The sequence below is a fragment of the Sphingosinicella sp. genome, assembly GCF_052387495.1.
Taxonomy (GTDB): Bacteria; Pseudomonadota; Alphaproteobacteria; order Sphingomonadales; family Sphingomonadaceae; genus Allosphingosinicella.
Genome location: NZ_JBQTJC010000007.1, coordinates 1 through 24,238, shown reverse-complemented (window position 1 = coordinate 24,238; position 24,238 = coordinate 1). Strand labels below are relative to the sequence as shown.

General features: G+C 67.3%; 26 protein-coding genes. 14 read left to right on the top strand and 12 right to left on the bottom strand.

Annotated elements, in window-relative coordinates; translation table 11 throughout:
* Positions 1–10: 10 nt before the first annotated feature.
* Positions 11–1,993 (bottom strand): LTA synthase family protein, encoded by a 1,983-nt coding sequence (locus tag ACT4N8_RS00575; RefSeq protein WP_444856187.1) that lies wholly within the window; start codon positions 1,991–1,993, stop codon positions 11–13.
* A gap of 109 nt (positions 1,994–2,102) precedes the next feature.
* Here ACT4N8_RS00575 and galU point away from each other — a divergent pair, with 109 nt between their 5' ends.
* Positions 2,103–2,960 (top strand): UTP--glucose-1-phosphate uridylyltransferase GalU, encoded by an 858-nt coding sequence (gene galU / locus ACT4N8_RS00570; RefSeq protein ID WP_444856186.1) that lies wholly within the window; start codon positions 2,103–2,105, stop codon positions 2,958–2,960.
* Positions 2,960–3,913 (top strand): zinc transporter ZntB, encoded by a 954-nt coding sequence (locus ACT4N8_RS00565; RefSeq protein WP_444856185.1) that lies wholly within the window; start codon positions 2,960–2,962, stop codon positions 3,911–3,913. Before galU ends, ACT4N8_RS00565 begins: the two co-directional genes overlap by 1 nt.
* Positions 3,914–3,924: 11 nt before the next feature.
* On the opposite strand, the gene ACT4N8_RS00560 is transcribed toward ACT4N8_RS00565, so the two are convergent.
* Positions 3,925–4,491 (bottom strand): HNH endonuclease, encoded by a 567-nt coding sequence (locus ACT4N8_RS00560; RefSeq protein ID WP_444856184.1) that lies wholly within the window; start codon positions 4,489–4,491, stop codon positions 3,925–3,927.
* 175 nt (positions 4,492–4,666) lie between these two features.
* Here ACT4N8_RS00560 and gluQRS point away from each other — a divergent pair, with 175 nt between their 5' ends.
* From gluQRS to ACT4N8_RS00520, 8 genes are all read left to right on the top strand, one after another.
* Positions 4,667–5,506, top strand: coding sequence for a tRNA glutamyl-Q(34) synthetase GluQRS (gluQRS, locus tag ACT4N8_RS00555; RefSeq protein WP_444856183.1), 840 nt, complete (start codon positions 4,667–4,669; stop codon positions 5,504–5,506).
* Positions 5,507–5,515: 9 nt separating this feature from the next.
* Positions 5,516–5,713: an HIG1 domain-containing protein gene (locus ACT4N8_RS00550; protein WP_444856182.1), complete on the top strand. Its 198-nt coding sequence runs from the start codon at positions 5,516–5,518 to the stop codon at positions 5,711–5,713.
* 3 nt (positions 5,714–5,716) lie between these two features.
* On the top strand, positions 5,717–6,262 hold the full coding sequence (locus ACT4N8_RS00545) for a cob(I)yrinic acid a,c-diamide adenosyltransferase (RefSeq protein WP_444856181.1): 546 nt from the start codon (positions 5,717–5,719) through the stop codon (positions 6,260–6,262).
* Between the two features lie 57 nt (positions 6,263–6,319).
* A complete protein-coding gene (gene egtB, locus ACT4N8_RS00540) occupies positions 6,320–7,573 on the top strand; it encodes an ergothioneine biosynthesis protein EgtB (RefSeq protein ID WP_444856180.1) in 1,254 nt (417 codons plus the stop codon).
* A 1-nt stretch (position 7,574) separates the two neighbouring features.
* The gene (gene egtD, locus ACT4N8_RS00535; RefSeq protein WP_444856179.1) at positions 7,575–8,540 is read left to right on the top strand and encodes an L-histidine N(alpha)-methyltransferase; all 966 of its coding nucleotides are present in this window, start codon (positions 7,575–7,577) and stop codon (positions 8,538–8,540) included.
* Positions 8,541–8,606: 66 nt separating this feature from the next.
* Positions 8,607–8,903 (top strand): YggT family protein, encoded by a 297-nt coding sequence (locus ACT4N8_RS00530; protein ID WP_444856178.1) that lies wholly within the window; start codon positions 8,607–8,609, stop codon positions 8,901–8,903.
* 7 nt (positions 8,904–8,910) lie between these two features.
* A complete protein-coding gene (gene folD, locus ACT4N8_RS00525; protein WP_444856177.1) occupies positions 8,911–9,783 on the top strand; it encodes a bifunctional methylenetetrahydrofolate dehydrogenase/methenyltetrahydrofolate cyclohydrolase FolD in 873 nt (290 codons plus the stop codon).
* Positions 9,780–10,397 (top strand): MarC family protein, encoded by a 618-nt coding sequence (locus tag ACT4N8_RS00520; protein WP_444856176.1) that lies wholly within the window; start codon positions 9,780–9,782, stop codon positions 10,395–10,397. Before folD ends, ACT4N8_RS00520 begins: the two co-directional genes overlap by 4 nt.
* On the opposite strand, the gene ACT4N8_RS00515 is transcribed toward ACT4N8_RS00520, so the two are convergent.
* Entirely contained in the window at positions 10,390–12,156 is a 1,767-nt protein-coding gene (locus ACT4N8_RS00515) for an AcrB/AcrD/AcrF family protein (protein WP_444856175.1), read from the bottom strand. The genes ACT4N8_RS00520 and ACT4N8_RS00515 overlap by 8 nt on opposite strands.
* A gap of 85 nt (positions 12,157–12,241) precedes the next feature.
* Between ACT4N8_RS00515 and ACT4N8_RS00510 the strand changes: the two genes are divergently transcribed.
* Complete coding sequence (locus ACT4N8_RS00510; RefSeq protein ID WP_444856174.1) at positions 12,242–12,649, top strand: GtrA family protein; 408 nt, start codon at positions 12,242–12,244, stop codon at positions 12,647–12,649.
* The gene (locus ACT4N8_RS00505; protein ID WP_444856173.1) at positions 12,649–13,386 is read left to right on the top strand and encodes a class I SAM-dependent methyltransferase; all 738 of its coding nucleotides are present in this window, start codon (positions 12,649–12,651) and stop codon (positions 13,384–13,386) included. Before ACT4N8_RS00510 ends, ACT4N8_RS00505 begins: the two co-directional genes overlap by 1 nt.
* Here ACT4N8_RS00505 and ACT4N8_RS00500 read toward each other — a convergent pair.
* The 5 genes from ACT4N8_RS00500 to ACT4N8_RS00480 form a co-directional block, all read right to left on the bottom strand.
* Complete coding sequence (locus tag ACT4N8_RS00500; protein WP_444856172.1) at positions 13,311–14,351, bottom strand: glycosyltransferase family 2 protein; 1,041 nt, start codon at positions 14,349–14,351, stop codon at positions 13,311–13,313. The two genes, ACT4N8_RS00505 and ACT4N8_RS00500, sit on opposite strands and share 76 nt — an antisense overlap.
* The gene (locus ACT4N8_RS00495; RefSeq protein WP_444856171.1) at positions 14,348–15,859 is read right to left on the bottom strand and encodes a hypothetical protein; all 1,512 of its coding nucleotides are present in this window, start codon (positions 15,857–15,859) and stop codon (positions 14,348–14,350) included. The genes ACT4N8_RS00500 and ACT4N8_RS00495 overlap by 4 nt, the downstream gene beginning before the upstream one ends.
* Before the next feature lie 142 nt (positions 15,860–16,001).
* Positions 16,002–17,543: a hypothetical protein gene (locus ACT4N8_RS00490; protein WP_444856170.1), complete on the bottom strand. Its 1,542-nt coding sequence runs from the start codon at positions 17,541–17,543 to the stop codon at positions 16,002–16,004.
* A gap of 14 nt (positions 17,544–17,557) precedes the next feature.
* On the bottom strand, positions 17,558–18,823 hold the full coding sequence (locus ACT4N8_RS00485; protein WP_444856169.1) for a class I SAM-dependent methyltransferase: 1,266 nt from the start codon (positions 18,821–18,823) through the stop codon (positions 17,558–17,560).
* A 2-nt stretch (positions 18,824–18,825) separates the two neighbouring features.
* Positions 18,826–20,091, bottom strand: a complete 1,266-nt coding sequence (locus ACT4N8_RS00480; protein ID WP_444856168.1) for a class I SAM-dependent methyltransferase — start codon at positions 20,089–20,091, stop codon at positions 18,826–18,828.
* A 52-nt stretch (positions 20,092–20,143) separates the two neighbouring features.
* Between ACT4N8_RS00480 and ACT4N8_RS00475 the strand changes: the two genes are divergently transcribed.
* Positions 20,144–20,797: a nitroreductase gene (locus ACT4N8_RS00475; RefSeq protein ID WP_444856167.1), complete on the top strand. Its 654-nt coding sequence runs from the start codon at positions 20,144–20,146 to the stop codon at positions 20,795–20,797.
* Positions 20,798–20,828: 31 nt separating this feature from the next.
* On the opposite strand, the gene ACT4N8_RS00470 is transcribed toward ACT4N8_RS00475, so the two are convergent.
* The 3 genes from ACT4N8_RS00470 to rlmN all read right to left on the bottom strand — a co-directional run bounded on the left by ACT4N8_RS00470 (position 20,829) and on the right by rlmN (position 23,032).
* Complete coding sequence (locus tag ACT4N8_RS00470; RefSeq protein WP_444856166.1) at positions 20,829–21,434, bottom strand: Fic family protein; 606 nt, start codon at positions 21,432–21,434, stop codon at positions 20,829–20,831.
* Positions 21,424–21,735: a hypothetical protein gene (locus ACT4N8_RS00465; protein WP_444856165.1), complete on the bottom strand. Its 312-nt coding sequence runs from the start codon at positions 21,733–21,735 to the stop codon at positions 21,424–21,426. The genes ACT4N8_RS00470 and ACT4N8_RS00465 overlap by 11 nt, the downstream gene beginning before the upstream one ends.
* 100 nt (positions 21,736–21,835) lie before the next feature.
* Entirely contained in the window at positions 21,836–23,032 is a 1,197-nt protein-coding gene (rlmN, locus tag ACT4N8_RS00460) for a 23S rRNA (adenine(2503)-C(2))-methyltransferase RlmN (RefSeq protein ID WP_444856164.1), read from the bottom strand.
* A gap of 173 nt (positions 23,033–23,205) precedes the next feature.
* Between rlmN and ACT4N8_RS00455 the strand changes: the two genes are divergently transcribed.
* Positions 23,206–23,454: a hypothetical protein gene (locus ACT4N8_RS00455; RefSeq protein WP_444856163.1), complete on the top strand. Its 249-nt coding sequence runs from the start codon at positions 23,206–23,208 to the stop codon at positions 23,452–23,454.
* A 78-nt stretch (positions 23,455–23,532) separates the two neighbouring features.
* Here the strand turns inward: ACT4N8_RS00455 and ACT4N8_RS00450 are convergent, their stop codons facing one another.
* Positions 23,533–24,018 (bottom strand): hypothetical protein, encoded by a 486-nt coding sequence (locus tag ACT4N8_RS00450; RefSeq protein WP_444856162.1) that lies wholly within the window; start codon positions 24,016–24,018, stop codon positions 23,533–23,535.
* Positions 24,019–24,238: the final 220 nt, after the last annotated feature.

The following is a 24,238-nucleotide window of genomic DNA, read 5'->3' as shown; positions in this document are numbered from 1 at the left end:
GCACCCAGCGTCAGGACGATTGTTTCGGCCAGACCCGGCCGTGGCGGATCAGATAATCGTTGAAGCGCCGCCGGGTCTCAACCTCCTCGAGCAGCCGCCGCGCGGGCGCGAGCCGCCGGCCGCCCAAGTCCCGCCGCTGCAGCCAGTCGTCGGCGGTGCGGTAGAGCCGGGGCTGTTCCTGCTGCGGGTCGCCCAGCGCGCTCCAGCCCCCCGCCTCGGCGAGCAGCGAATCGCGAAACGCGAAGAGGATTCGGCGCCCGGGCGCGAGGCTGAGCAGGCTGTGGCCATGCCAGGGATTGGCTTCCCTCCGCCCGATCAGATCGGCGACGGTCGGCGCGACGTCGAGCAGGGTGACGACCTGATCGTGCCGGCCGCGCGGCAGGCGCGGATGCCGGCCGACGATCAGGAACGGAATCCAGGTCGATTCGCGGTAGAGGCTGTAGGCTCCGGTCTGCCCGCCATGCTCGCCGAGATTGTAGCCATGGTCGCTGTTGATCACCCACAAAGTGCGCGTGAACCAGGGCTCGCCGCGGAAGCCTTCGATCAGCTCGCGGACGACGTCGTCGGTGTAGCTGGTCGTGTTGAGGATGCGCTCCCGCGCGCTGCCCTGCCCGGCGATGTCGAGCGCGGGCTCGATCGAGCGGAAGGGATGGTGGTTGCTGGCAGAGATCAGGGTGGCGATGAACGGTCCGGCCCGGCCGAGCTGGCGAATCCGCGCCGCGGCGTGGCGGAAGACGGCGCGGTCGACCTGGCCCTCCTCGGGGTAGCGCCACAGCCGGTCGTACATACGCTGCACCCAGATCGTGGAGTTGTCCATGTCGATGTCGCCCGCGCTGAACATCTCGGCGCGGTAGCCCTGGCGGCGGAGTGCGTCGGGCAGGCAGTAGAGCGAGATATGGGTCTGGCTGGTGATGAAGCGGCGCGACGAGGGCGTGATCGAGCATTGGGTGGCGAAGCGGCCGTTGACGCTGGGCGGGCCGAAGCTCAGCGCGCGCGTGTAGACCGCCGCGTCCGGCCCGGCGGCGAGCGCGTCGAGATAGGGCGTCGGCGAGGGGCGGCGGTCGGGCCGCAAATGGCCGGTGTCGATGCCGCGCACCGCCTCGAGCTGGATGATGACGACGTTCCAGCGCTCCTCCGGCCCCGGCACACTGGGGTTGGCCGGCGTGCGTAGGTACGGCCGCTCGCGGTCGGCGAAGCGCCAGTCGCGGTCGCTGCTGCCGGCCAGCCACTCGGCCTGCCAGGCCCGGGCGAGCGCCGCCATGTCGCCGGGCGGCGTGTCGTCCTCGTAGCTCCAGTAGAAATCGCGGACCACCGCGAACAAAGCCGGCTCCAGCCGGGAGAGGCGCCACTTGGCCTCGGCGAGCGAATAGCCGACGCAGCCGGTGGCGAGCGGCAAGGCGAGCAGCGCCAGCGCCGCCTTCGAGCCGAAGCGGAGCGGCGGCATCGCCCGGGTCCGGCGGCGGATCATCCGGATCGCCCACCACAGATAGCAAGCGGGCGCGGCGACGCAGAGGAAAGGCGCGAGGAAGGGCCCGCCCTGGTCGCTGCGCAGGATGTTGAGGAACAGGCTGTCCGCCATCGTCGTCGGATCGGCATAGATGGCGAGGAAATTGGGCCCGAGCCTCAGGCCGATGAAACGGTAGAGCTCATGGTCGAACGCGGTGATCAGCAGGTTCAGCGCCATCAGCACTACGAGCGCCCAGTGGGCCAGCCGCCAGCGTGCGGAGCGGAGCGGGCGACGGTAGAGCGCGAGAAAGAGAAGCAGAAAGGGCAGCGCCACCAGCCAGGTGGAAAGCAGCTCATAGACGAGCGGGCGAACGATGAAGGCCTTCCATTGGACGAGGAACGGCCCGCCATAAGGCGAAGGGCGCAGGTAAAGGATGAGCTGGAGCAAAGCGCAGCCGAGCCAGGCGGCCACGGTGAGCCGCCAGGCGACGGCATAATGATCGGCGCCGCGCATCTCCGTCGCCCGATCGTCCGCCCCTCTTGGCATCGCCGTCCCCACGCCCGCAATATGCCGCGCCGGCGCGGGTTCCGGCAAGCCCGCCGGCGACGGCAATTGGGGCGATGCTTTCGTCCCACTCCTCGGTTAGGAGGACGGCATGAAAAAGCTGCGCAAGGCCGTCTTTCCCGTCGCGGGCCTCGGCACCCGCTTCCTTCCCGCCACCAAGGCGATTCCCAAGGAAATGCTCACCGTCGTCGATCGGCCGCTGATCCAATATGCGGTCGAAGAGGCGCGCGAGGCCGGGATCGAGCAGATGATCTTCGTCACCTCGCGCGGCAAGGACGCGCTCGAGGACCATTTCGACGTCGCCTATGAGCTCGAGGCGACCATGACCGCGCGCGGCAAGCCGCTCGACGCGCTCGACGGCACCCGCTTCCCGCCCGGCGCGATCGTCTCGGTCCGCCAGCAGCAGCCTTTGGGCCTCGGCCACGCCGTCTGGTGCGCGCGCGACATTGTCGGCGACGAGCCCTTCGCCGTTCTTCTCCCTGACGATTTGATGGTGGGTTCGCCCGGCTGCCTCGCCCAAATGGTCGAGGCCTATGAGAAGATCGGCGGCAATATCGTCTGCGCGCAGGAGGTGCCGCGCGAGCGCACTGCCAGCTACGGCATCGTCACACCGGGCGCCGCGGACGGGCGGCTGACCGAGGTGAAGGGGCTGGTCGAGAAGCCGAGGCCGGAGGATGCGCCTTCCACGCTCGGCGTGGTCGGCCGCTACATCCTTCAGCCCGAAATCATGCCGATCCTGGCCGCAACGGGCGAAGGCGCCGGCGGCGAGATCCAGCTCACCGACGGCATGGCGGCACTGATCGGCAGGCAGCCCTTCCACGCCGTGACCTTCGACGGCGAGCGGCACGATTGCGGCGACGCCCGGGGCTTCGTCCTCGCCAATCTCGCGCTGGCGCTGAAGCGCGACGACCTCGCCGGCGCGGTGCGCGCCTGGCTCGATCGGGCCTGATGGAGGGCGCGCTCCTCGTCACCGGCGACGACGTGCGGCGATTGAGCGTCGAGGAGGGCGCCGCCTATAAGGGCCCGGGCTTCCTCTGGCTGCACCTGGAGGGGCGCGACGATCACGACCTCGCTTTCCTGAAGGCGCAGGACGACATTCCCGACGTCGCCGCCGGCGCGCTGATCGCGACCGAGACGCGACCGCGCTGCGACCCGATCGAGGACGGCGCGATCGTCAACCTGCGCGGGCCCGGCGACTGCGATCCGCTCGATTCGGACCGGCTGGTCTCGATCCGGCTCTGGATCACCCGCAACCGGGTCACCTCGCTGAGCCGCCGCACACTGAGCGCGACCGCTCTGGTCGCGGCCAAGGCCGAGGCCGGCAAGATCCGCGATTCGGGCGATCTCGTCGCCGCCTTCGCGCGCGCGATCAGCACCCAGCTCGACCCGGAGATCGCCGCGCTCGGCGACCGGCTGGACGATGTCGAAAGCGACCTCGAATCGAGCCAGCTCTACCGCCTCAGGCGCGAGATCACGGCGGTGCGCTCGGACGCGATCGGCTTTCGCCGCTTTGTCGCGCCGGACCGGGACGCGCTCAACACGCTCGCCGCGCTCGATTTCGATTGGCTCGCCGAGGAGGATCGGCTGCACATCGTCGAGGCGGCCGACCGCTTCGCCCGCATGGTCGAGGAGCTGGAGACGGTGCGCGAGCGCGCCGCTCTTCTCCACGAGCAGATCACCGATCTGCGCGCCGAGCAGGTCGACCAGCGCGCGCTCTACATCTCGATCGTCGCCTTCATTTTCCTGCCCTTGACCTTCATCACCGGCCTGCTCGGCATGAATGTAGAGGGCATTCCCTACGCTCGGGCGGCCTGGGCCTTCTGGGGCATCGCCGCCTTCTGCGTCGCGGTCGGGATCGGCGTCTTCGCCTGGTTCTACTGGCGGCACTGGATCAACCGATGAGGGGGTAGGGCTCAGGCCTCCAGCTCGATGTCCCAGTAGAGATAGTCGCGCCAACTGTCGTGAAGGTAGTTGGGCGGGAAGGAGCGGCCGTGCTCCTGCAATTGCCAGCTGGTCGGCCGGAAGGGGTGGCGCAGGATATGCATGTGCGCCTCACGCGGCGTGCGGCCGCCCTTCTTCAAATTGCAGGGCGCACAGGCGGTGGCGACATTGTCCCAAGTCGTCCGCCCGCCTTGGGCGCGGGGAGTGACATGGTCGAAAGTCAATTCGCGCGGATCGCCGCAATATTGGCAGGAGAAGCGGTCGCGCAGGAACAGGTTGAACCGGGTGAAGGCCGGATATTCGCTCGGCCGGACATATTGGCGAAGCGCGATCACGCTCGGCAGCTTCATCGCCAGGCTTGGGGAATGCACCTCGCGCTCATAGGCCGCGACGATGTCGACCCGCTCGAGGAAAACCGCCTTGACCGCGGTCTGCCACGGCCACAGGCTCAAAGGATAGTAACTGAGCGGCGTATAATCGGCGTTCAGCACGAGGGCCGGGCAGCCCTCCGGATGGCGGAGAAGATCGGGATGATACAAGGCCGAGCACGCTCCCGTTTTTCGAAAGAACCTTCCGAAAAACCCCCCGAAGCCTGTCGCACCCAGAACCGCGAGATCGGGCGCTTCGGCCGTTCTCTCCTGTTCCGCCACGCATTTGCCGATCCGCGTGACGCCCTCATGACACCATAACCACTGAGTCCTGGTCAAGCGCCTTATGCAGATCGTCACCCGCTTCGCGCCGAGTCCGACCGGACGGTTGCACCTCGGCCACGCTTATTCGGCGCTCTTGGCGCACGATTTCGCGCGCGAGGCGGGCGGGGCTTTCCTGCTCAGGATCGAGGATATCGATCCGGGGCGCGCGCGGACCGAATATGTCGACGGGATCATCGCGGACATGCTCTGGCTTGGTCTCGAATGGGATGACGAGATCGTCTACCAGTCGGAGCGGCTCGAGACATATGCCGAAGCGCTGGAGCGGCTGAAGGAGAGGAGGCTGGTCTATCCCTGCTTCTGCACCCGTGCCGACATTGCCGCTAGCGTCGCCGCGCCGCATGGCCCCGACGGGCCGATCTATCCGGGCACGTGCCGGGGCCTTGCCGATTTGGACCTCGCGCAGCCCCATGCCTGGCGGCTCGACGTCGCCAAGGCGATGGCCGAGACCGGCCCGCTCTACTGGATGGATGAGCAGACCGAGGTCCAGGCAGAGCCCGATCGCTTCGGCGACGTCGTCCTCGCCCGCAAGGACGCGCCGGCCAGCTATCATCTCGCGGTGACCGTCGACGACGCGGCGCTGGGCGTGACGGATGTGGTGCGGGGTCGCGACCTCTATACCTGCACCGATATCCACCGCCTCCTGCAGGCGCTGCTGGAGCTGCCGACGCCGCTCTATCATCACCACGCCTTGCTCGCCGATGCGAACGGGGACCGGCTCGCCAAGCGCCACGGCGCGCCGACGATCGCCGATTTGCGTGATGCCGGCACCGATCCCGCTCAACTCGTCGAAGGGATGCGCGCGGGGCAAATGCCCGCTGGATATTCGCTCGCCAAAGCCTAGATAGGCGCGATGCGGATTGTCCTCGTTATTCTGCTCGCCCTCGCCGCGCTGGCGACCCTGTTCGTGCTGATCCGCGGGGTGGTGACGATGGCGGGGGGCAAGGACATTACCGGGCAGCGCTCGCAGGAGCTGATGCGCAAGCGCGTCCTCTTCCAGGCGATCGCGGTCTTCCTCGCGGTCCTGTTGCTGCTCGTCGCGAGCAACTAAGGCTTGGTCCGGCTCAACAAGATCTACACCCGCACCGGCGATGCCGGCGAGACCGGGCTGGTCGACGGCTCGCGCGTCTCCAAGGCCGACCCTCGGCTCGCCGTGATCGGCGACGTCGACGAGGCGAACAGCGCGGTCGGAGTTGCTTTGCTTGCAATCGCCGACGACGAGGCGAAGGCGATGCTCGGCCGCATCCAGAACGAATTGTTCGATTTGGGCGCCGATCTGGCGACTCCGGAGGGAATCGAGGGCGCCCTGCGCGTCGAGGCCGGCCAGGTCGAGCGGCTCGAGCGCGAGATCGACCGCATGAACGCCGATCTCGAGCCGCTCAGGAGCTTCGTCCTTCCCGGCGGGGCGAACGGCGCGGCCGAGCTATATCTGGCCCGTGCCGTCGTAAGGCGCGCCGAGCGGATGGCGGTCGCCGCGCCCGGCCTGAGCCCGCTGGCGCTGGCCTATCTCAACCGGCTTTCGGATCATCTCTTCGTGCTGGCGCGTTGGGCGGCGCGTGAGCATGGGGACATTCTCTGGCGGCCCGGGGCAACGCGCTGAGATTTGTTCTTCTTTCGTACCGAATTTTTGCTATAGCGGCCGGGCGGGAGGCGCATGATGGCCACGCAGGCGCGAGCCAGGACGGGAGAAACGCTCGAGGATCGCTACCGGGCGGTCCGCGGCCTCAGCCTCGATCTCGCCGCACCGCTGTCCGAGGCCGACGCCTGCCTCCAGCCGATGCCCGACGCCTCCCCGGCGAAATGGCACCTCGCGCATACGACCTGGTTTTTCGAAACCTTCCTGCTGCGCGACCGTCGGTCCGGTTATCCGGCTTACGACGAGCGCTTCGCTTATCTCTTCAACTCCTATTACGAAGGCGAGGGCGAGCGGCATCCCCGCCCCGAGCGCGGGATGATCGCTCGACCATCGCTCGATGAGGTGCGGGACTGGCGCGACGCGGTGGATGCGACCTTGCTCAACGCGATCGTCGATCTCCCTGCGGACCTGATCGAACTCGGCCTCAATCACGAGCAACAGCATCAGGAATTGATGCTGATGGACCTCACCGCCGCCTTCTTCGCCCAGCCGCTGCGTCCGGCGGTCTGGAAGGCGCCGGCCGCGCGCCCCGCCGCCGCGCCGCCCGAAATCGAATGGATCGAAGGGCGAGAGGGTATCGTCGAGATCGGCCATGACGGGCGCGGCTTCGCCTTCGACTGCGAAGGGCCGCGTCACAAGGCGTTTCTCCACCCGCACGCGCTCGCCGACCGGCTCGTGACCAATGGCGAGTGGCTCCGCTTCATCCAGGCGGGCGGCTATCGCGATCCGCTGCTCTGGCTGTCGGACGGCTGGGCTTGGGTGCGGGCGGAGGGGGTCGAGGCACCGCTTTACTGGCTCAAGTCCGAAGACGGCTGGTCGCGCTTCGGTCTCGACGGCGTCAAGCCGCTCAGCCCGGCCGAGCCGGTCTGCCACATCTCCTATTTCGAGGCCGACGCTTTTGCCCGCTGGGCCGGCGCGCGGCTGCCGACAGAGGCGGAGTGGGAAGCCGCGGCGGACAGGATGGACCCGGATTCCGGCAACGAACTCGACGCGGCCGGGCCGGTGCGGCCACGGGCCGCCGACGGCGCCGGTCTCAGGCAGATGTTCGGCGACGTCTGGGAATGGACCGGCAGCGCCTTCCTTCCCTATCCCGGTTTCAAGCCCGCCGAGGGCGCGGTCGGCGAGTATAACGGCAAGTTCATGTGCGCGCAGATGGTGCTGCGGGGCGGCTGCTGCGCCACGCCGCGCGGCCATATGCGCGCGAGCTACCGCAACTTCTTCTACCCTCACCAGCGCTGGATGTACTCCGGCCTCAGGCTCGCGAAGGACCTCTGAGATGGACGCGCTCACCAGCCTGCGGCCGGCCGACACCGCCTTCCGCGACGACGTGCTCGCTGGCCTCGCCGCGCCGATCCCCGCCGTCCCGGCGCGCTGGCTCTACGATCTGCGTGGCTCGGAGCTGTTCGAGGAGATCACCCGCCTCCCCGAATATTATCCGACGCGGACCGAGACGGCTTTGCTCGAGCGCCATGCCGGGGAGATCGCGGCGCTGCTCGGCACCGGCGAGGCCGTGGTCGAATTCGGGTCGGGCTCGTCGACCAAGACCCCGATCCTGCTCCGCGCGGTCGATCCGGCGGCCTATGTCCCGATCGACATCAGCGGCGACTTCCTCCGCGAATCCGCCGAAACGCTGCAGGCGCTGTTCCCCGGCCTGCCGATCTTGCCCGTCGAGGCCGATTTCATGCGCCGGATCGCTCTGCCCGAGGCAGTGGCGGCGATGCCCAAGCTCGGCTTCGTCCCCGGCTCGACGATCGGCAATCTCGTCGCGCGGACCGCCGTCGATCTCCTGCGGGCGATGAAGGAGACGCTGGGCGAGGGGTCGCGGCTTGTGATCGGCATGGACCGGATCAAGCCGGTCGAGATCCTGATCGCCGCCTATGACGACAGCGCCGGCATAACCGCCGCGTTCAACCTCAACCTCCTCCACCGCATCAACGTCGAATTGGGCGCCGACATCCCGATCGACGCCTTCCGCCACCGCGCGATCTGGAACGACGAGATGAGCCGGATCGAGATGCACCTCGAAGCCGTGCGCGACGTCGAATTCTCGGTGGCCGGCGCTCGTTTCCGCTTCGCCGAGGGCGCGACCATTCACACCGAGAACAGCCACAAATACGGCCACCGCGACAGCCGCCTGATGCTCCGCGCCGCCGGCTGGGGCGTGGTCAGGGAATGGACCGACGAGAAGGAATGGTTCTCGATCATCCTCGCCGAAGCCGAGCCGCCGCGCTCCGCGCCCTAGCCGTCCCGGCATTGCTCGTCCCGGCCTGCGCCGCTAGAGGCGGGGCGTTCGCTCGCGGGGAGACTTATGGGCCAGGCCTTGTTCGGAATTGCGCAGCTGCTCCTGACGGTGATGATGTATATCATCATCATCCAGGCGATCCTGTCCTGGCTCGTCGCGTTCAACGTGATCAACACCTACAACGACTTCGTCCGCTCCTTCCTCGGCGCGCTCGACCGGATTACGGAGCCGCTCTACCGGCCCTTCCGCAAGATTCTGCCCGATTTCGGCGGGCTCGATTTCTCGCCGCTGATCGTGCTTCTCCTGATCATCATCGTGAAGGACTATCTGCTTCCCGGCGCCTATCTCTCCCTCGCGCAGTGAGGCGGCGGTGACCGCCGAGCGGATCGACGGTAAGGCGTTCGCGGCGGCCTTGAGAGCACGCGTCGCCGAGCGGGTGCCCGTGTTCGAAGCGGCGACGGGCCGTGTGCCTGGGCTTGCCGTGGTGCTGGTCGGCGAGGATGCGGCGAGCCAGGTCTATGTCCGCTCGAAGGGCAAGGCGACGCGCGAGGCCGGCATGGTGAGCTTCGAGCATCGCCTGCCCGACGACACCTCGCAGGCCGAGCTGATCGCGCTGGTCGAGGCGCTGGGCGCCGACGACAAGGTCGACGGCATCCTCGTCCAGCTGCCGCTACCGCCGCAGATCGACGAGAAAGCCGTGATCGCCGCGATCGACCCGGCCAAGGACGTGGACGGCTTCACGCTGGAGAATGCCGGGCGACTCGCGGTCGGCGAGGCGGGCCTCGTGCCCTGCACGCCTTTGGGCTGCCTGATGCTGCTGAAGGACCGGCTCGGCGATCTTGCCGGGCTGGAGGCGGTGGTGATCGGCCGCTCCAACATCGTCGGCAAGCCGATGGCGCAATTGCTGCTCCGCGAGAGCTGCACGGTTACGATCGCGCACAGCCGCACGCGTGACCTGCCCGGCGTGGTGCGCCGCGCCGACATCGTCGTCGCCGCGGTCGGTCGGCCGGAAATGGTCAAGGGCGGCTGGCTCAAGCCCGGCGCGACCGTGATCGACGTCGGCATCAACCGGGTCGAGGGCAGACTAGTCGGCGACGTCGACTCTGCGAGCGCGAGCGCGGTCGCGGCCGCGATTACGCCGGTGCCGGGTGGGGTCGGGCCGATGACCATCGCGATACTTTTGCGAAACACGCTGGTCACGGCTCACGCGCGCGCCGGGCTTGAGGCGCCGGAGGGGTTATGATGGAATTGTTCGTCTCCGCCCTCGTCACCTTCCTGGTCGTGATCGATCCGCCGGGCTGCGCCCCGATCTTCGCCAGCGTCACTAAGGACGCCGACGCGCGCCACCGCCGCGTCATGGCGTTCCGCTCGGTCGCGATCGCGACCGGCATCCTGCTCTTCTTCGCCTTGCTCGGCGAGGATCTGCTCCGCCATCTCGGCGTCTCGCTCTCGGCCTTCCGGGTCGCCGGCGGCATCCTCCTCTTCCTGATCGCGATCGACATGGTGTTCGAAAAGCGGACCGAGCGGCGCGAGAACCGGGCCGAGGAGGTGAGCGCGCGCAACGTGGAGGACGTCTCGGTCTTCCCGATGGCGATTCCGATGATCGCCGGGCCGGGCTCGATCGCCTCGGTGATGCTGCTGGTCGCGCGCAGCGAGGGCGTGCCTCAGACGCTCGTCGTGCTCGGCGCGCTCGCCGTCACCCTGTTGCTCACCCTGCTCTGCCTGCTGCTCGCGGGGCCGCTGATGCGGCTGCTCGGCGAGAAGATGGAGGCGATGATCACCCGCCTGCTGGGCGTGATCCTCGCCGCGCTCGCCGCTCAGTTCGTGATCGACGGCATCGAGCGAAGTTTCACCTGACGACCCGCCACATCCGGTAGGGGCTGTTCTCCGGCAGCGGCACGCGCTCGAGCCAGGCGGGAACCTGGCCGCGGGTGAGCTGGACGTAGAAGCCGCGCGGCGCCTCGGCGCGGTAGATGGTGGATTCGGAGAGGTTCGGGCAGATCAGCACGTAATCGACCCGATAGCGCTCCACTGTCGCGCGGGCATTGGCCGCGTCGCCGCGCCAGGCGCGCATCAGATCGACGATCTGAGTGACGTTGCGGTGATAAGGCCCGGCGATGGCGTTGTGCGGAGTCACCGCGATCAGGCGCGGGCCGAGATCGAGGAAGGTCAGCACCGTCCCGCGCGGCTGGCGTGCGATCGGCTGGAGCGCGGCGAGCGTCGGGCAGCGGCTGTTGGCGATGTTGACCGAGCGACGATAATTGCTGACCGGCTCCGGCGCGACCTGGGTGAGATAACCGGTGGCGAGGCCGGAGATGACCAGGAAAGCCGCCACGACGCCCACGATTCGAACGAGCATCGATTTGCGATTCCGAATCCACAGTATCGCCGCCCAGGCGAGACCGGTTGCGCCCATGATCGAAAGGAGCTGCGCGGCGGGGCCGGCGCGGGTCTGCCAGAGCAGCAGGGCGGCGGCGAGTACGGCGGGGGCGGCGACCGAAGCCCAGGGAATCAGTTTCTCCGGATCGCGGCGGTGGCTCCAGAGCATCAGCGCATAGCCGATCAGGCCGGCGATCGGCAGGGTGACGATCAACGCGGCGGTGCGCGCTCCATGTCGGTAGACCGGCATCGCCTCGCGCACCTTGCTGAGCCAGAGCCGCTCGAGCTCGGGCGTGCTCTGCTCGAGCCGGCCGAGGCAATCGGGCCAGGCGAGGGCAAAGGCGGCGGCGAGGAGCAGGCCGCCCGCGGCGGCGGCGGCGAAGCGCCATTTGCGCGCCTCGGGATTGAGCAAAGCGAGCAGAGCGGCGATCGCCCCCGCCGCGAGCATCGCCGAGAGCCAGACCGGCGACAGGGCGTCGCAGACGGCCGTCCGGTTCGCTTCGGAGGCGAAGAGGAGGAAGCCCAGGGCGCAGCCGCCGGAAAGCGTGACGCCGTAGCTCAGCAGCCGCCGCGCCTGACCCCCGTCCCAGATCCAGCGCAGCACGACGGCGGCGCCGGCGAGCGCGAGATAGAGCAGCATCTCCAGCCCGATGCTCAGCGACAGCGCGGTGGCGAGGCCGAGCACGACGCCGCCGCGCGCCCGCTTCGGATCGGTCAGCGCCATCATCGCGAGCGCGAGCATGGCGAGCTGCCAGCCGTGATGATCGAGGCGCAGCGGCGCCCACATCCCGCGCGCGGAGCCCGCGCAGGCGATCAACGCGATGGCGATCGCGAAGGCGCGGTCGTCGATCAGCCGCCGCGCCGTGACTCCAAGCGCGCCCATCGCAACCAGCATGGGAAGGAGTGGCGCGATTGCCACCGCCGCCTGCTCGGCGTTGCGCCCGCCGATCAGCGGCGAAAGCATCAGCTTTAGCCCCGCGATCGGCAGATCGACCAGCCGCGACCAGTGCATGTCGGCGCCGAAGGGCGGATTGAGGCGATATTGCCGAAGGTCGTACCAGCCCTGGCCTTCGAGCAGGGCGCGGACCTGCATGATCCGCATATTGTCGTCTGTGTCGCCGAGCGCGAAGCCGCGAATATAAGCCCAGCGGTCGAAGACCATGTAGCCGGCGACGGCGAGCCAGAAGAGCAGGGTGAGCCAGCGCCAGTGCCTGTCCACCCACCCCGTCCACGCCATTACGCACGACCCCTTTTCAATATTGCCACCGGTCATTAGTCGCTGCACCGCAAAGGACAAGCGGACGAAGGAGGCCGCGCAAGAGGTGGGTCAGCGCGCGGTTTCGGAGCTCTTCGGGCAATTGGTGCGGTTCGGCATGGTCGGCGGCTTCACGACCGGCCTCTATGCGCTCGTCTATTCGCCGCTCGCGAAATACGAGGTCACCTCTCCTCAGGTGGCGAACATCTGCGGCTATCTGGTCGCGATGGCGACAGGCTATTTTCTGCACAGCCGCTGGAGCTTTCGCGGCCACGGCACTCGCGACAATCCGGTGCGGACGACCAGCCGCTTCTTTCTCGTCTCGCTGGTCAGCTACGCCCTCAACGCCTTCTGGGTCTTCGTGCTGACGGATTCGCGCATGTTCGATGGCGAATGGTGGTGGCCGCTGCTGCCCATCGTGCTGGTGACCCCGCTCGTCATCTTCGCGCTCAACCGCCGCTGGGTGTTCGGCTGATGGAGCGCATCGTCTATGACCGGATGGCCGAGGTCGACCAGCTGCACTGGTGGTACCGGGCGCGGCGCGAGATATTGAGCGACCTCATTTCACGCCGAGTTTCGCTGCCCGCCGACGCGCGAATATTGGAGATCGGCTGCGGCACCGGGCACAATCTCGCCATGCTCGGCGCCTTCGGCCGGGTGGACGCGATCGAGGTCGACGCGGCCGCGCGCGACATCGCCAGCGCCCGGCTCGGCCATGCGGTGATGGACTCGCCCTTGCCCGGCCTCGCCGGAGTCGCGGACCGCGCCTACGACCTGATCGCCATCCTCGACGTGCTCGAGCATGTCGAGGAGGACCGCGCCGCCCTGGTCAGCATGGCGGGCAAGCTGAAGCCCGGCGGAAGGATTCTGATCACGGTGCCGGCCCACCCCTGGATGTGGAGCGCGCACGACGTCGTCAATCATCACAAACGCCGCTACACGCGCCGCACCCTCAGGAAGGTCGTCAGCGAGGCCGGGCTGAAGCTGGAAATGCTGACTTGGTTCAACAGCCTGCTCTTCCCGCTCGCCGCCGCGGCGCGGGTCGCCGGGCGGATCACCGGCAAGGAGGACGGCGACGACAAATTGCCGCCGAAGCCGGTCAACACGTTGTTCGAGGCGATCTTCTCTCTGGAGCGCTATGCGATCGGGCGGCTGCCGCTCCCGCCCGGGGTCTCGCTCGCGGCGATCGTCTCGGTGCCTTCCGCCTCCTGAGCGACGTGGCCGAGGCGGTTCGGTCGCCCGCCGGCCCGCCCGGCGATTTCCGAGACGATGTAGAGCGGCCGGCGCTTGGCCTCGATGTAGAGCCGGCCGAGATATTCGCCGATCATGCCGAGCACGAACATCTGCACCGCGCCGAGCACCACCACGACCAGCATCAGCGAGGTCCAGCCTTGGATCACCGAGCCGGAGAGGAAGCTGATCGCGATGTAGGCGAGGAGGAGCACCGAGGCGGCGACCAGCCAGAGGCCGAAATGGCTCGCCCAGCGCAAGGGCGCGGTCGAAAAGCCGGTCACCGCGTCGAGCGCGAGGCGCATCATCCTGGAGAGCGGGTAATTGGTTTGTCCGGCGTGGCGCTCGGCACGGTCGTAGGCGATCGGAACCTGCCGGAAGCCGACCCAGGCGACCATGCCGCGGATGAAGCGCGCCTGCTCGGGGAGGCTCAGCAAGGCGTCGAGCGCGCGCCGGCTCATCAGCCGGAAATCGCCGGTGTCAAGCGGGATCTCGATGTCGGCGAGGCGCGAGAGGATGCGGTAGAAGGCCTTGGCGGTACCGCGCTTGAACGCGGTTTCGCCGGCGCGCGCCCGGCGCACGGCATAGACGACGTCGGCCTCGGCGCGGTCCATCTCGGCGAGCATCTCGGGCAGCAATTCGGGTGGGTCCTGCAGGTCCGCGTCGATGATCAGAATCCGCTCGCCCGCGCACAAGTCGAGCCCGGCGGTCAGCGCGAGCTGATGGCCATGGTTGCGCGACAGGTTGATCGCGACGAGGCGCGGATCGCTCGCGGCGAGCTCGCGCATAATCTCCCAAGTGCGGTCGCGCGAGCCGTCGTTGATCAGCACGATCTCATAGTCGCCGCCCACCGAGGCCGCGGCGCGGGTCAGCCGCACGTGCAGCTCCCTCAAACACCCCTCCTCGTTGAAGCAGGGGACGACGATCGACAAAGGCAAAGCGGTCATGGCTCGATCTGTTCGGGGATTGGGGCAGGGTCGGCCACCCTATAGAGGACGCTGGTGCCGCTGCGCCAGAGCGGCTGCAGCCCCTTGAGCAGGTTCGGGTCGTGCGGCGGCGGGTCGATCAACCAGACATAGTCGAAGCCGTCGCGCGGGAATGTGGCGAGCGCGCGGTCGATCGTCCGCCAATGTTCGCCCCGGCAGCGTACCCGGCTGACCACCTGGCTGGCATCGCGCAGGAACGGATAGCCAGGCGGGTAATGGACGGTCAGCAATTGCGCGCCGGCGAGGATCCACTGGTCGTTGGAAAAGGCCTCGCGCCGCGCGATCGCCATCGCGGGGAGGTGGAGCAGGCGCGACATCGCCCAGGGCTCGGTGCAGGGCCGGCCCGCGAAGCTCACCATCGCCGCGCCGCGCGGGACGTGCTCAAGCGCTGCGAGCTCGCGGTCGTAGCGCTGGTCGTAAAGATACATGGACAGGGTCGTCGCCCCGGTGCGGACGAGGAAGAAGGAAAGGCCGATCAACCCGATCGTCGCGGCGAAGCGCAGATTGACCCCGATCGGGAAGCGAATCGCGATCAGGGCGATGGCGAAGAGATAGGGGGCGAGGCGCATGTCGGCATAGGCCGAGCCGAAGACGATGCGCGGCAGGCAGATGAAGACCACGGACAGGAACAGAGCGGAGGCGGCGAGGTTGCGCGAGAAGGTGATCCGCGGCGTCACCATCGCGGCGAAGATGATCGCGCCGACCAGCCCGAGTGAGACGAGGTCGAAAATCTCCCAGCGGTCGCGCAGCGCCTGCACCACCCACTCGATCTTCGCCTCGACGTTGAACCAGTCGCCGGTGTGGCCGCCGGATTCGCTGCGCCAGGCGAGCATCAGCGCCACCGGCGGGGTCAGGGCGAGGCAGTGCAGCGCGGCACGCAGGCCGGAGACGACGAAGTGTCGGCCGCTGTCATATTGGCGGACCAGCTCGGCCGAGAAGCAGAGCACGCCCAGGGCACCCCAAGCGAAGGCGTGGGCGAAGAACAGGATGACCGAGATCGGGAGGAAGATCGCGGCGCGCAGTCGCGGCCGATCGAGCCGGGCGAGCCGCAGCCACAAGGCGAAGGCGTTCAGGGCCAGGGCCATCGCCAGCGCGAAATTGACGAAGCCGAACAGAAAAGGGAAATTATAGGCGAAGGGAAGCGCGAACAACGCCGTCGGCGGAATCCGCCCATGAACCTCGAACGCCACCCAGAGCAGGCCCGCGGCGGTGAGCGGTGGGATCAGGAGGACGATCAGCTTGATCGCCGGCTCGAGGCCGAGAACGGGCGCGAGCAGCTGGACGAGCAGATCGACGCCGAGATTGCCGAGCGGCCGCCATTCGACCGCGTAATATTGCTGCAGAGCCGGCGAGCCGGCGAGATCAAGCTGGACCCGGTAGCGGCCGATATGGCCGGGCAGATCGACGAGCGGCGCGATGTCCGGCCAGAAGAGCGGCACCGCGCTGGCGAAGACCAGAAAGGCGAGCATGACGGGATGCTCCCAGAAGGGCCGCCTCTCGCCTTCGCTGCGTAGTTGGAAATGCCCCTGCTGCACGCGCCGCCGTCGCCCAAGCCCCCTGTCCGGCCTGACTTCCCGACTCCGCGCCGGCTTTCAACCTAAAAAGCGGCGCCTAGCGAGCGGCCGACCCATGATCAACGACGCGATAGAGGCCGCTGGTGCCGTCGCGCCAGACCGGCTCGAGCCCCACGAGCAATCGGGGATCGTAGGGCGGCGGCTGGATCAGCCAGACATAGTCGAAGGCGTCACGCGGAAACCCTTGCAGCGACGCCCCGATCGAGCGCCAAATCTCGCCGCGGCACTGGCGCGCGCCGACGATCTGCGACGGATCGCGGCGATAGCCGCCGGCCGCCGGGTAGGTCGCGGTGGCGAGCTGCGCGCCGGGCATCGACCATTGGTCATTGGAGAAAGCGTCGCGCCGGACGAGCGCTATGGCCGGGAGATGCTCCAGCCGCGACATCCGCCAGCTGGGCCGGCAGGGCGAGCCGACGAAGGAAACCAGCCGGGCGCCCTCGGGGATATACGCGACCGCGGCGAGCTCGCGGTCGTAGGTTCGGTCGTAGAGCCAGAAGCTGTACGTGTTCGAGCCGATGCGGACGAGAACGAAGGCGAGCGCCATGACTGCGAGGCCGCGCGCGAAGGCCGGGGTCGCCGTCTTGCGCAGCCGGATCGCGATCACGCCCACCGCGAGCAGATAGGGGATGAGGCGCATGTCCGCATAAGCGGAGCCGAACAGGATTCGCGGCAGCATTATGTAAACGAGGAGCAAGAACAGCCCCGACGCCGCCAGATTACGCGAGAAAGAAAGCCGCGGGCTCCGGATCGCGGCGAAGACGGTCAGCAGAACGAAGATGACGGAGGCGAGGTCGAACAGGAACCAGCGGTCCCTGAGCGCCATGATCAGCCACATATATTTGGCGCGCCAGTTGAACCAGTCGCCGGTGCCGCCGCCGACGTCGCTCTGCCGCCAGGCGAGCATCAGCACCATCGGCAGCGCCATCGACAGGCACTGGAGCCCGGCACGGAAGGCCGCTTCGAGCCAGCGCCGGCCTTCATCGTGCTGGCGGATCAACTCGGCCGAGAAGGCCATCACGCCGAGGGTGCCCCAGCCGAAGGCGTGGCACAACCACAGGAGGAGCGAGATCGGCACGAACAAGGCGGCGCGCAGCCGCAGCCGCCCGAGCCGCGCCAGCCGCAGCCACAATGCGAAGGCCAAGAAGGCCAGTGCCATCGACAGCGAGAAATTGACGAAGCCGAAGATGAAGGGGTGGCCGTAAGCGAAGGGCACCGAGAGCAGAGCCGTCGGCGGCACCCGGCCATGAACCTCGCGCGCCACCCAGAGGAAGCCGAGGACGGTCAGCGGCGGGATGGCGAACACAACAAGTTTGGTGGCGAGCTCCAGCCCGAAGATCTTGGCGAGCGGGATGATCAAGAGATCAACGCCCAGATTGCCGATCAATGCCCATTCGAAGCTGTAGAAGCGCTGCAGGCCGGGCGAGGAATCGAGGTTCAGCTGGATGTGATAGCGGCCCATATGGCCGGGCAGGTCGACCAGCGGGGGAATGTCCGGCCAGAGCAGAGGCACGGTTGCGAGCAGGGCGAGCGCCGCCACGCCCCAGCGCCGCTCCCACCACGGCCGCGCGCCTCCGGACATGGCGGGCGGGCCGCTTATTCCGCGGCGAGGTGCCAGGCGGGCGGCTCCTCGAGGCCGCGCAGCCGTTCCTCCTCCTCGTACATATAATCGCGGGTCATCGGCACCGCGTCGCGGCGTTTCAGATACTGGAGCTGCCAGTTGACCAGCCCGCCATAGCGGAACGCCGCCTCGGCCCCGGCCAGATAGAATTGCCACATGCGAAAGAAGCGCTCGTCGTAGAGCTCGACGATCTCGTCGCGATGGGCGACCGTGCGCTTGTACCACTCCTCGAGCGTGTGGGCGTAATGGTAGCGCATTGCCTCGTCGTCGGCGACGATCAGGCGCGCCTTCTCGGCCTCCGTCACCATTTCCGACAAGGCGGGAATATAGCCGCCCGGGAAGATATATTTGCGGGTCCATTTGTCGGTGAGGCCCGGCGGCCCCATCCGCCCGCAGCAGTGCGAGAACATGATGCCGTCGGGCTTCAGCAGCCGATGCATATGCTGGTAGAAGCCGGGATAATGCGGCGTGCCGAGATGCTCGATCAGGCCGACGCTGGTGATCCGGTCGAACTGGCCCTCGACGTCGCGATAGTCCTTCAGCTCGAACTTCACCCGGTCCGAAACGCCCAATTCGGCCGCGCGCTCGTTCGAGAATTCGATCTGGTCGGGTGCGAGCGCGACGCCGAGCACGTCGACGTCGTAATGGCGGTGGAGATAGAGAGCGAGCCCGCCCCAGCCGCAGCCGATGTCGAGCACCTTCATGCCGGGCTTCAGATTGAGCTTGGCGGCGATATGCGCCTTCTTGTCGAGCTGGGCCTGCTCCAGGCTGTTCGCCGGATCGCGATAATAGGCCATGGTGTATTGGCGGTCCTCATCGAGGAAGAGCTCGTAGAGCCGCCGGGTCAGATTGTAGGTGTGCTCCGCATTGTGACGCGAGCGGCCGCGCCAGTTGATCTGGTCGAGCTTGCCCGCAAGCCTGCCGACTGCCCGGTTCATGAGCCCGCGCGGTCTCAGCGCGCCCGGTCTCTCCCACGGCGCATTGTAGCGGGCGAAGAGGAGAAGGTCGCGGACGTCGTGCGGCGGTTCGACCACCATCCGTCCCTCCATATAGGCCTCGCCCGCGCCCAGTCGTGGATCCTTGGCGATATGGAAGGCGGCGCCGCCGTCGGTGAGGCGCACGATGATCGGTCCGTGGTTCGGGTCGGGACTGCCGTAGCGGTAGGTCTTTCCGTCATGGTCGATGACGGCGAGCTCGCCCTTGCGGACGAGCTTCTTCAGCATCTTGTCGAGCAGCCACATGTCTATTCCCCGGTTTTAGTCGCTATCAGCATGGCGGGCTCGGCCAGGTCAAGCGCGCGCAGCGCCCGCTCGGTCTCGAACATATAGTCGCGGGTTATCGGCGCGGCGTCGCGGCGGCGGAGATACTGCAGCTGGTAGACGGTCATGCCGCCGTCGCTGAACATCGACAGCCCGGCGGCAAGATAGAACAGCCAGAGCCGGTAGAACCGTTCGTCATAGCGCCTGACAACCTCTTCCCGGCACGCCTTGAACCGCTCGTGCCAATGCAGCACCGTGGGCGGGTAATGGAGCCGCAGCGCCTCGCAGTCGGCCATGATGAGGCGGGCCGGCTCGCTCGCCGAGACGATCTCCGACAATGCGGGAATGTAGCCGCCTGGCCAGATATATTTCTGGATGAAGCGGTCGGTGGTGCCGGGCCTCCCCATTCGTCCCATCGTGTGCAGCACCATGACGCCGTCCGGCGCGAGCAGCTCGCGGCACTTGCGGAAGAAGGCGCGGTAAAATGGCGGGCCGACATGCTCGAACATGCCGACGGAGACGATCCGGTCGAACGTGCCGGCGACGTCGCGATAGTCCATGTGCTCGAAGCGCACGCGATCGGCGACCCCGGCCGCTACGGCCCGCTCGCGCGCCAGCTTGACCTGCTCGGTCGAGAGCGTGACTCCGAGCACGTCGACGTCCGCAACGCGATTGAGGTAGAGCGCCAGTCCGCCCCAGCCGCAGCCGATGTCGAGCACCCTTTGCCCGGCCTTCAGATGCAGCTTGCAGGCGAGATGAGCTTTCTTGTCGAGCTGGGCCTGTTCGAGGCTGTTGCCGGGGTCAGTGAAGTAGCCGCAGCTATATTGCATGTCGGCTTCCATCCACAGGCGATAGAAGTCGTTGCCGATGTCGTAGTGGTGGGCGACGTTGCGCCGCGCCTGCCGCCGCCAGTTCAGATGAGCGATTGGTCGGGCGAGGCGGCTGCCCTTGCGCAGGAACTTCCCGGGGCCGCTGCGATCCTCCCAGCGCCGGTTGCGGCGGATGATCAGCACCAAATCGAGAATCTCGCCCTGCTCGACGATGAGGCGGCCGTCCATATAGGCCTCGGCGGTGCCCACGGCCGGGTCGCGCGCGATCCTGAACGGCGTCATCCGGTCGGCGAAACGGACGGTGACCGGCCTCAACTCGGGATCGGGCGCGCCATAGTGCCGCTCGCGCCCTTTATGGTCGACGATGGTCAACTCTCCGCGGCGAACGTGGCTTGCGAGCATCTTGTCGAGCAGCGCCATGGCTGCGCAGAATAGCCCGATGCCGGATAATCGCAAAACCGTGAATGAGGCAGTGGCACTGCGCAGCTCGATCCGCGCCTTCCTGCCCAGGCCAGTCGATCGCGCGCTGATCGAGGACATCCTCTCCCGCGCGGCCCGGGCGCCTTCGGGCGGCAATCTCCAGCCCTGGCATGTCGACGTGCTGACCGGCGCGCCGCTCGTCGCGCTGAAAGCGCGGGTGCGCGAGAGCTTCGCGGCCAATCCCCACGGCGAGGGCACGGAATATCCGGTCTATCCGCCGAACCTCACCGAGCCATGGCGGAGCCGCCGCTTCGAGGTCGGCGAGCAGCTCTATGCGAGCATCGGGATCCTGCGCGAGGATCGGGCCGGGCGCCTCGCCCAGTTCGCGCTCAACTACGACTTTTTCGGCGCGCCGGTCGGCCTCTTCTTCTCGATCCCGCGCGGCTTCGGGCCGCCGCAATGGGCGCATCTCGGCATGTTCATCCAGAACGTGATGCTGGTCGCCGTCGAGCGCGGCCTTGGCACCTGTCCGCAGGAGGCCTGGGCAGCGATGCACAAGTCAGTGGGTGCGTTTCTCGGCCTGCCCGAGGATCGGATGCTCTACTGCGGCATGGCGCTCGGCTGGCCGGACGAAGGCCATCCGATCAATTGCTGGCGGAGCGAGCGCGAGCCGCTTGAGAGCTTCGCGAACTTTTCGGGCTTCTAGCCGTGCGCGGGGGGAGGCGGGCATCGCCTGCCTAGGATCGCAGAGACTCGTCCAGCGTGGTGTGCAGCACGGGTATCATCGCCCTCCAGTTCCCGGTCATGCTCGCTTTGGCCGCGGCCGCATAGGCGCCCTCCGGACGCGGCCGCATGCGGGCAAAACGCGGCAGCCCGTAGCGCATGGCAAGATAATTCACCCACAATCGCGCGGTCCGCCCGCTCCCGTTGACGAACGGGTGGATGCGGACCCACTCGCCATGAGCCCAGGCGCACAGATCTATGACGCCGCGGAGCTGGTCTTCGCTCTCGGGACCGTTTTTGCCAATTGCTGCGTCAAGCGTCGCGACGGCACGGACCAGGCGAGTTTCGAATGCCTTGAGCTCGGTGCCGACTTGGCCCGGCGCGATGCCGTTATGACCGCCGATACCGACTCCGACATGCTCCGCCACACCCTCGCCTCGGTAGCATGCGACCCAGCCGGAATCCGCCAGTCCCAGCCCAGCCATGATCTCTCCGTGCCAATCGCGCATCAGCGCGACGGACACGTTCTTGCGTGCTTGTGCGTGTGTTTTCGCCAAGCCGAGAGCGCGAGCGAGATTCTCCGAGAGCTGCGGACTCGTATCGTCCCAGTCAGGCTTCATCGTCTAGGATCGCAAGCACCGACTTCTCGACTCCTTGAGGATCTACCATGAACACTCTGTCCGCCTCGGCCGGATCGGGCCCCGACATTTCCGCATCGACCACGGCCTGGATCTCCGCGGCTTCGTCGCGGGGCGTCGCGCGATAGGCCCGGACCCGCGCAAGCGTGTCGCTGAGATCGCGTTCGATCACACCCGCTTCGCGATCAACGAACGAGTGCACGGCCTTGTTGACCAGGACGTTGATCGCGAGCCCGGTCGCCTTGCTGATCATTTCAAGCATGTCGCGCATGTCGCGGTCCATGCGCACGGTGGTCGCGATACGATCCACGGTCTGAATCCTCCATTTTTTGGCTGATGTCATTTTAGCGATGTGACATCAGATTGGCAAGCGGTTGCTGCGGCTAGCCGAGCTGCGCCTGCTTTTGCTCGGCGATCCGATCGAGCTCGGCGCGGCTCTTCTTCTCGGCGGCGCTTTTCAGCTGCCCGCAGGCGGCCATGATGTCGCGGCCACGCGGGCGGCGCACCGGCGCGCTGATCCCGGCCTCGAAGATGATGTTCGAGAAGCTCTGGATTCGCGTCTCGTCCGAACATTCGTAATCAGTGCCCGGCCAAGGGTTGAACGGGATCAGGTTCACCTTGGCGGGGAGCTTATGCTTGCGGAGCAGGCGGACCAGCTCGCGGGCATCCGCGTCGCTGTCGTTCTTGTCCTTCAGCATGACATATTCGAAGGTGATTCGCCGCGCGTTGTTGGCGCCGGGATAGGCGGCGCAGGCCTCGAGCAGCGCCTCGATCCCATATTTGCGGTTCAAGGGCACGATCTCGTCGCGCACCTCCTTGGTCACCGCATGGAGCGAGACGGCGAGATTGACTCCGATCTCCTCGCCGGCGCGGGCCATCATCGGCACCACGCCGGAGGTGGACAGCGTGATCCGGCGCCGCGATAGGCCGAGGCCGTCGCCGTCCATCACGATCTTCAACGCGTCGCGGACATTGTCGAAATTGTAGAGCGGCTCGCCCATTCCCATCATCACGATGTTGGAAAGCATCCGCCCTTCCGGCTGACTTGGCCATTCACCGAGCGCATCGCGGGCGAGCATCACCTGGCCGACGATCTCCCCGGGCTCGAGATTGCGGACGAGGCGCATTGTGCCGGGGTGGCAGAAGCGGCAGTTGAGCGTGCAGCCGACCTGGGACGAGACGCAGAGCGTGCCGCGATCGGCGTCCGGGATGAAGACCATCTCGTAATCGTGGCCATCATGGGTTTTCAGGAGCCACTTGCGGGTGCCATCGGTCGAGACCTGCTCAACCACTATTTCGGGCCGGGCGATCTCGAAGCGCTCCGCGAGCCAGGCGCGCTGCGGCTTGGCGATGTCGCTCATCGCGGAAAAGTCGCGTTGGCCGCGATTGTAGATTTGATGCCAGAGCTGTTTGGCTCGCAACCTCGCCTGCCGCTCGTCGAGTCCAGCGCCGATCAGCACTTCGCGGATGCCTGCTTTGGAAATGCCGATCAGGTTGACCCGCGCGTCCTCATCCGCGGGCTTGGGGCGCGGGACAGGCACCGGGTCGATCGGACCTGGGAGAGGCAGGACGGCATGCATGGCAGCGCTATGTAGGTGGATTCCCGTCTGTTTCCAACCGACGCCTACTCCGGGAACCTGATCGAGATCAGCGACTGAAACGATGGCGTAACAAAATAAAGGGAGAAGAAGATAGCGCTTGGCGAATCGCGATATGGTCTGTTATTGGCCGCGCTTACTAAGAGGAGGACGGTATGCGTTCCTATAAGCTGGCAGCGCTCGCTGCTTTTTCAATGGTTGCGTCGAGCAGCGCCGCAATCGCCCAGTCGGCTCAGGCTCTCAGTGTTCAGGGCAGCCCGGCGATCGAGCGCGCGGGTGCCGAGGTGGAGGGTGAAAGCCAGCTGGTCGGAACGACCGCCTGGATTCTTGCCGCCATCGCCCTCGGGCTGATCGTGTGGGGCATCATCGAGCTGACTGGGGACGACGAACCGAGCAGCCCGTAAAGATTTCGGGTCGCGAACGCGCCCAACGAACAAGGCTCCGCGCAACCGCGCGGGGCCTTTTTCCTGTCAAACGCCCGACTAGGACGATTGACGCCGCCGCGGCAGGCACGCGAGCGCCGCCGCGTCCATCGCTGTCGCCGCGCCGCGCAGGCGATAATGGTCTCGAACAAGCTGGCCGGTGGTCGAGCGGGTTTCGACAATGAGGTCAATGCCGGTGCGCATCGCGGCGCGAATCTCGCGGTCGGCGGCCGCATCGGGCGCCCAGGCGTCGCGGCCGCCGCCGGCGAGCTGAAAGCTGCGCCCGTCGATTCGGACCAGCACCGCCGAGCCCTGGCGCTTCTCGCGGCTGAGGCGGACGTGGAGCTGGCCCTGGGGCCCGCGCTCCGGCCAGTGGCCGACGGCGACGAAGGGACGCCAGCCCGCCACCGGTGGCGCCTGGTGAGGCTGGGTGATCGCATAGCAGCGATTCGCGTCGTGAAACGCGCCCCACGTCCCGAACACGCCGAGCGGGCGCGGCTGGGCCAAAGCGGCCGAGCCCATCGCTAGGCCAAGGAGAAGGAGCATGTACCGCCGCATGCCGCCAGTCTCCCCCATGGCGGCGGAATGGCAACAGGAAATGCCGGCTCCCGGCCGAATCCCGCTGCTCCCGGCCCTTTTTTGTCAAAGCCACTGGCAGGCGGCGCAACGCCCGCTATAACCCTTCATCCAAGTCAGAACATGCCGCAAAGCAGGGGTAATCGATGAAGGCGACGATCGAACGGGCCACGTTGCTGAAGGGCCTGGG

Coding starts and splice junctions, on each gene's coding strand:
- ACT4N8_RS00575 (WP_444856187.1), bottom strand. CDS start 1,993: ATGCCAAGAGGGGCGGACGATCGGGCGACGGAGATGCGCGGCGCCGAT.
- galU (WP_444856186.1), top strand. CDS start 2,103: ATGAAAAAGCTGCGCAAGGCCGTCTTTCCCGTCGCGGGCCTCGGCACC.
- ACT4N8_RS00565 (WP_444856185.1), top strand. CDS start 2,960: ATGGAGGGCGCGCTCCTCGTCACCGGCGACGACGTGCGGCGATTGAGC.
- gluQRS (WP_444856183.1), top strand. CDS start 4,667: ATGCAGATCGTCACCCGCTTCGCGCCGAGTCCGACCGGACGGTTGCAC.
- ACT4N8_RS00550 (WP_444856182.1), top strand. CDS start 5,516: ATGCGGATTGTCCTCGTTATTCTGCTCGCCCTCGCCGCGCTGGCGACC.
- egtB (WP_444856180.1), top strand. CDS start 6,320: ATGGCCACGCAGGCGCGAGCCAGGACGGGAGAAACGCTCGAGGATCGC.
- egtD (WP_444856179.1), top strand. CDS start 7,575: ATGGACGCGCTCACCAGCCTGCGGCCGGCCGACACCGCCTTCCGCGAC.
- ACT4N8_RS00530 (WP_444856178.1), top strand. CDS start 8,607: ATGGGCCAGGCCTTGTTCGGAATTGCGCAGCTGCTCCTGACGGTGATG.
- ACT4N8_RS00520 (WP_444856176.1), top strand. CDS start 9,780: ATGATGGAATTGTTCGTCTCCGCCCTCGTCACCTTCCTGGTCGTGATC.
- ACT4N8_RS00515 (WP_444856175.1), bottom strand. CDS start 12,156: ATGGCGTGGACGGGGTGGGTGGACAGGCACTGGCGCTGGCTCACCCTG.
- ACT4N8_RS00505 (WP_444856173.1), top strand. CDS start 12,649: ATGGAGCGCATCGTCTATGACCGGATGGCCGAGGTCGACCAGCTGCAC.
- ACT4N8_RS00500 (WP_444856172.1), bottom strand. CDS start 14,351: ATGACCGCTTTGCCTTTGTCGATCGTCGTCCCCTGCTTCAACGAGGAG.
- ACT4N8_RS00495 (WP_444856171.1), bottom strand. CDS start 15,859: ATGCTCGCCTTTCTGGTCTTCGCCAGCGCGGTGCCGCTCTTCTGGCCG.
- ACT4N8_RS00490 (WP_444856170.1), bottom strand. CDS start 17,543: ATGTCCGGAGGCGCGCGGCCGTGGTGGGAGCGGCGCTGGGGCGTGGCG.
- ACT4N8_RS00485 (WP_444856169.1), bottom strand. CDS start 18,823: ATGTGGCTGCTCGACAAGATGCTGAAGAAGCTCGTCCGCAAGGGCGAG.
- ACT4N8_RS00480 (WP_444856168.1), bottom strand. CDS start 20,091: ATGGCGCTGCTCGACAAGATGCTCGCAAGCCACGTTCGCCGCGGAGAG.
- ACT4N8_RS00470 (WP_444856166.1), bottom strand. CDS start 21,434: ATGAAGCCTGACTGGGACGATACGAGTCCGCAGCTCTCGGAGAATCTC.
- ACT4N8_RS00465 (WP_444856165.1), bottom strand. CDS start 21,735: ATGGACCGCGACATGCGCGACATGCTTGAAATGATCAGCAAGGCGACC.
- rlmN (WP_444856164.1), bottom strand. CDS start 23,032: ATGCATGCCGTCCTGCCTCTCCCAGGTCCGATCGACCCGGTGCCTGTC.
- ACT4N8_RS00455 (WP_444856163.1), top strand. CDS start 23,206: ATGCGTTCCTATAAGCTGGCAGCGCTCGCTGCTTTTTCAATGGTTGCG.
- ACT4N8_RS00450 (WP_444856162.1), bottom strand. CDS start 24,018: ATGCTCCTTCTCCTTGGCCTAGCGATGGGCTCGGCCGCTTTGGCCCAG.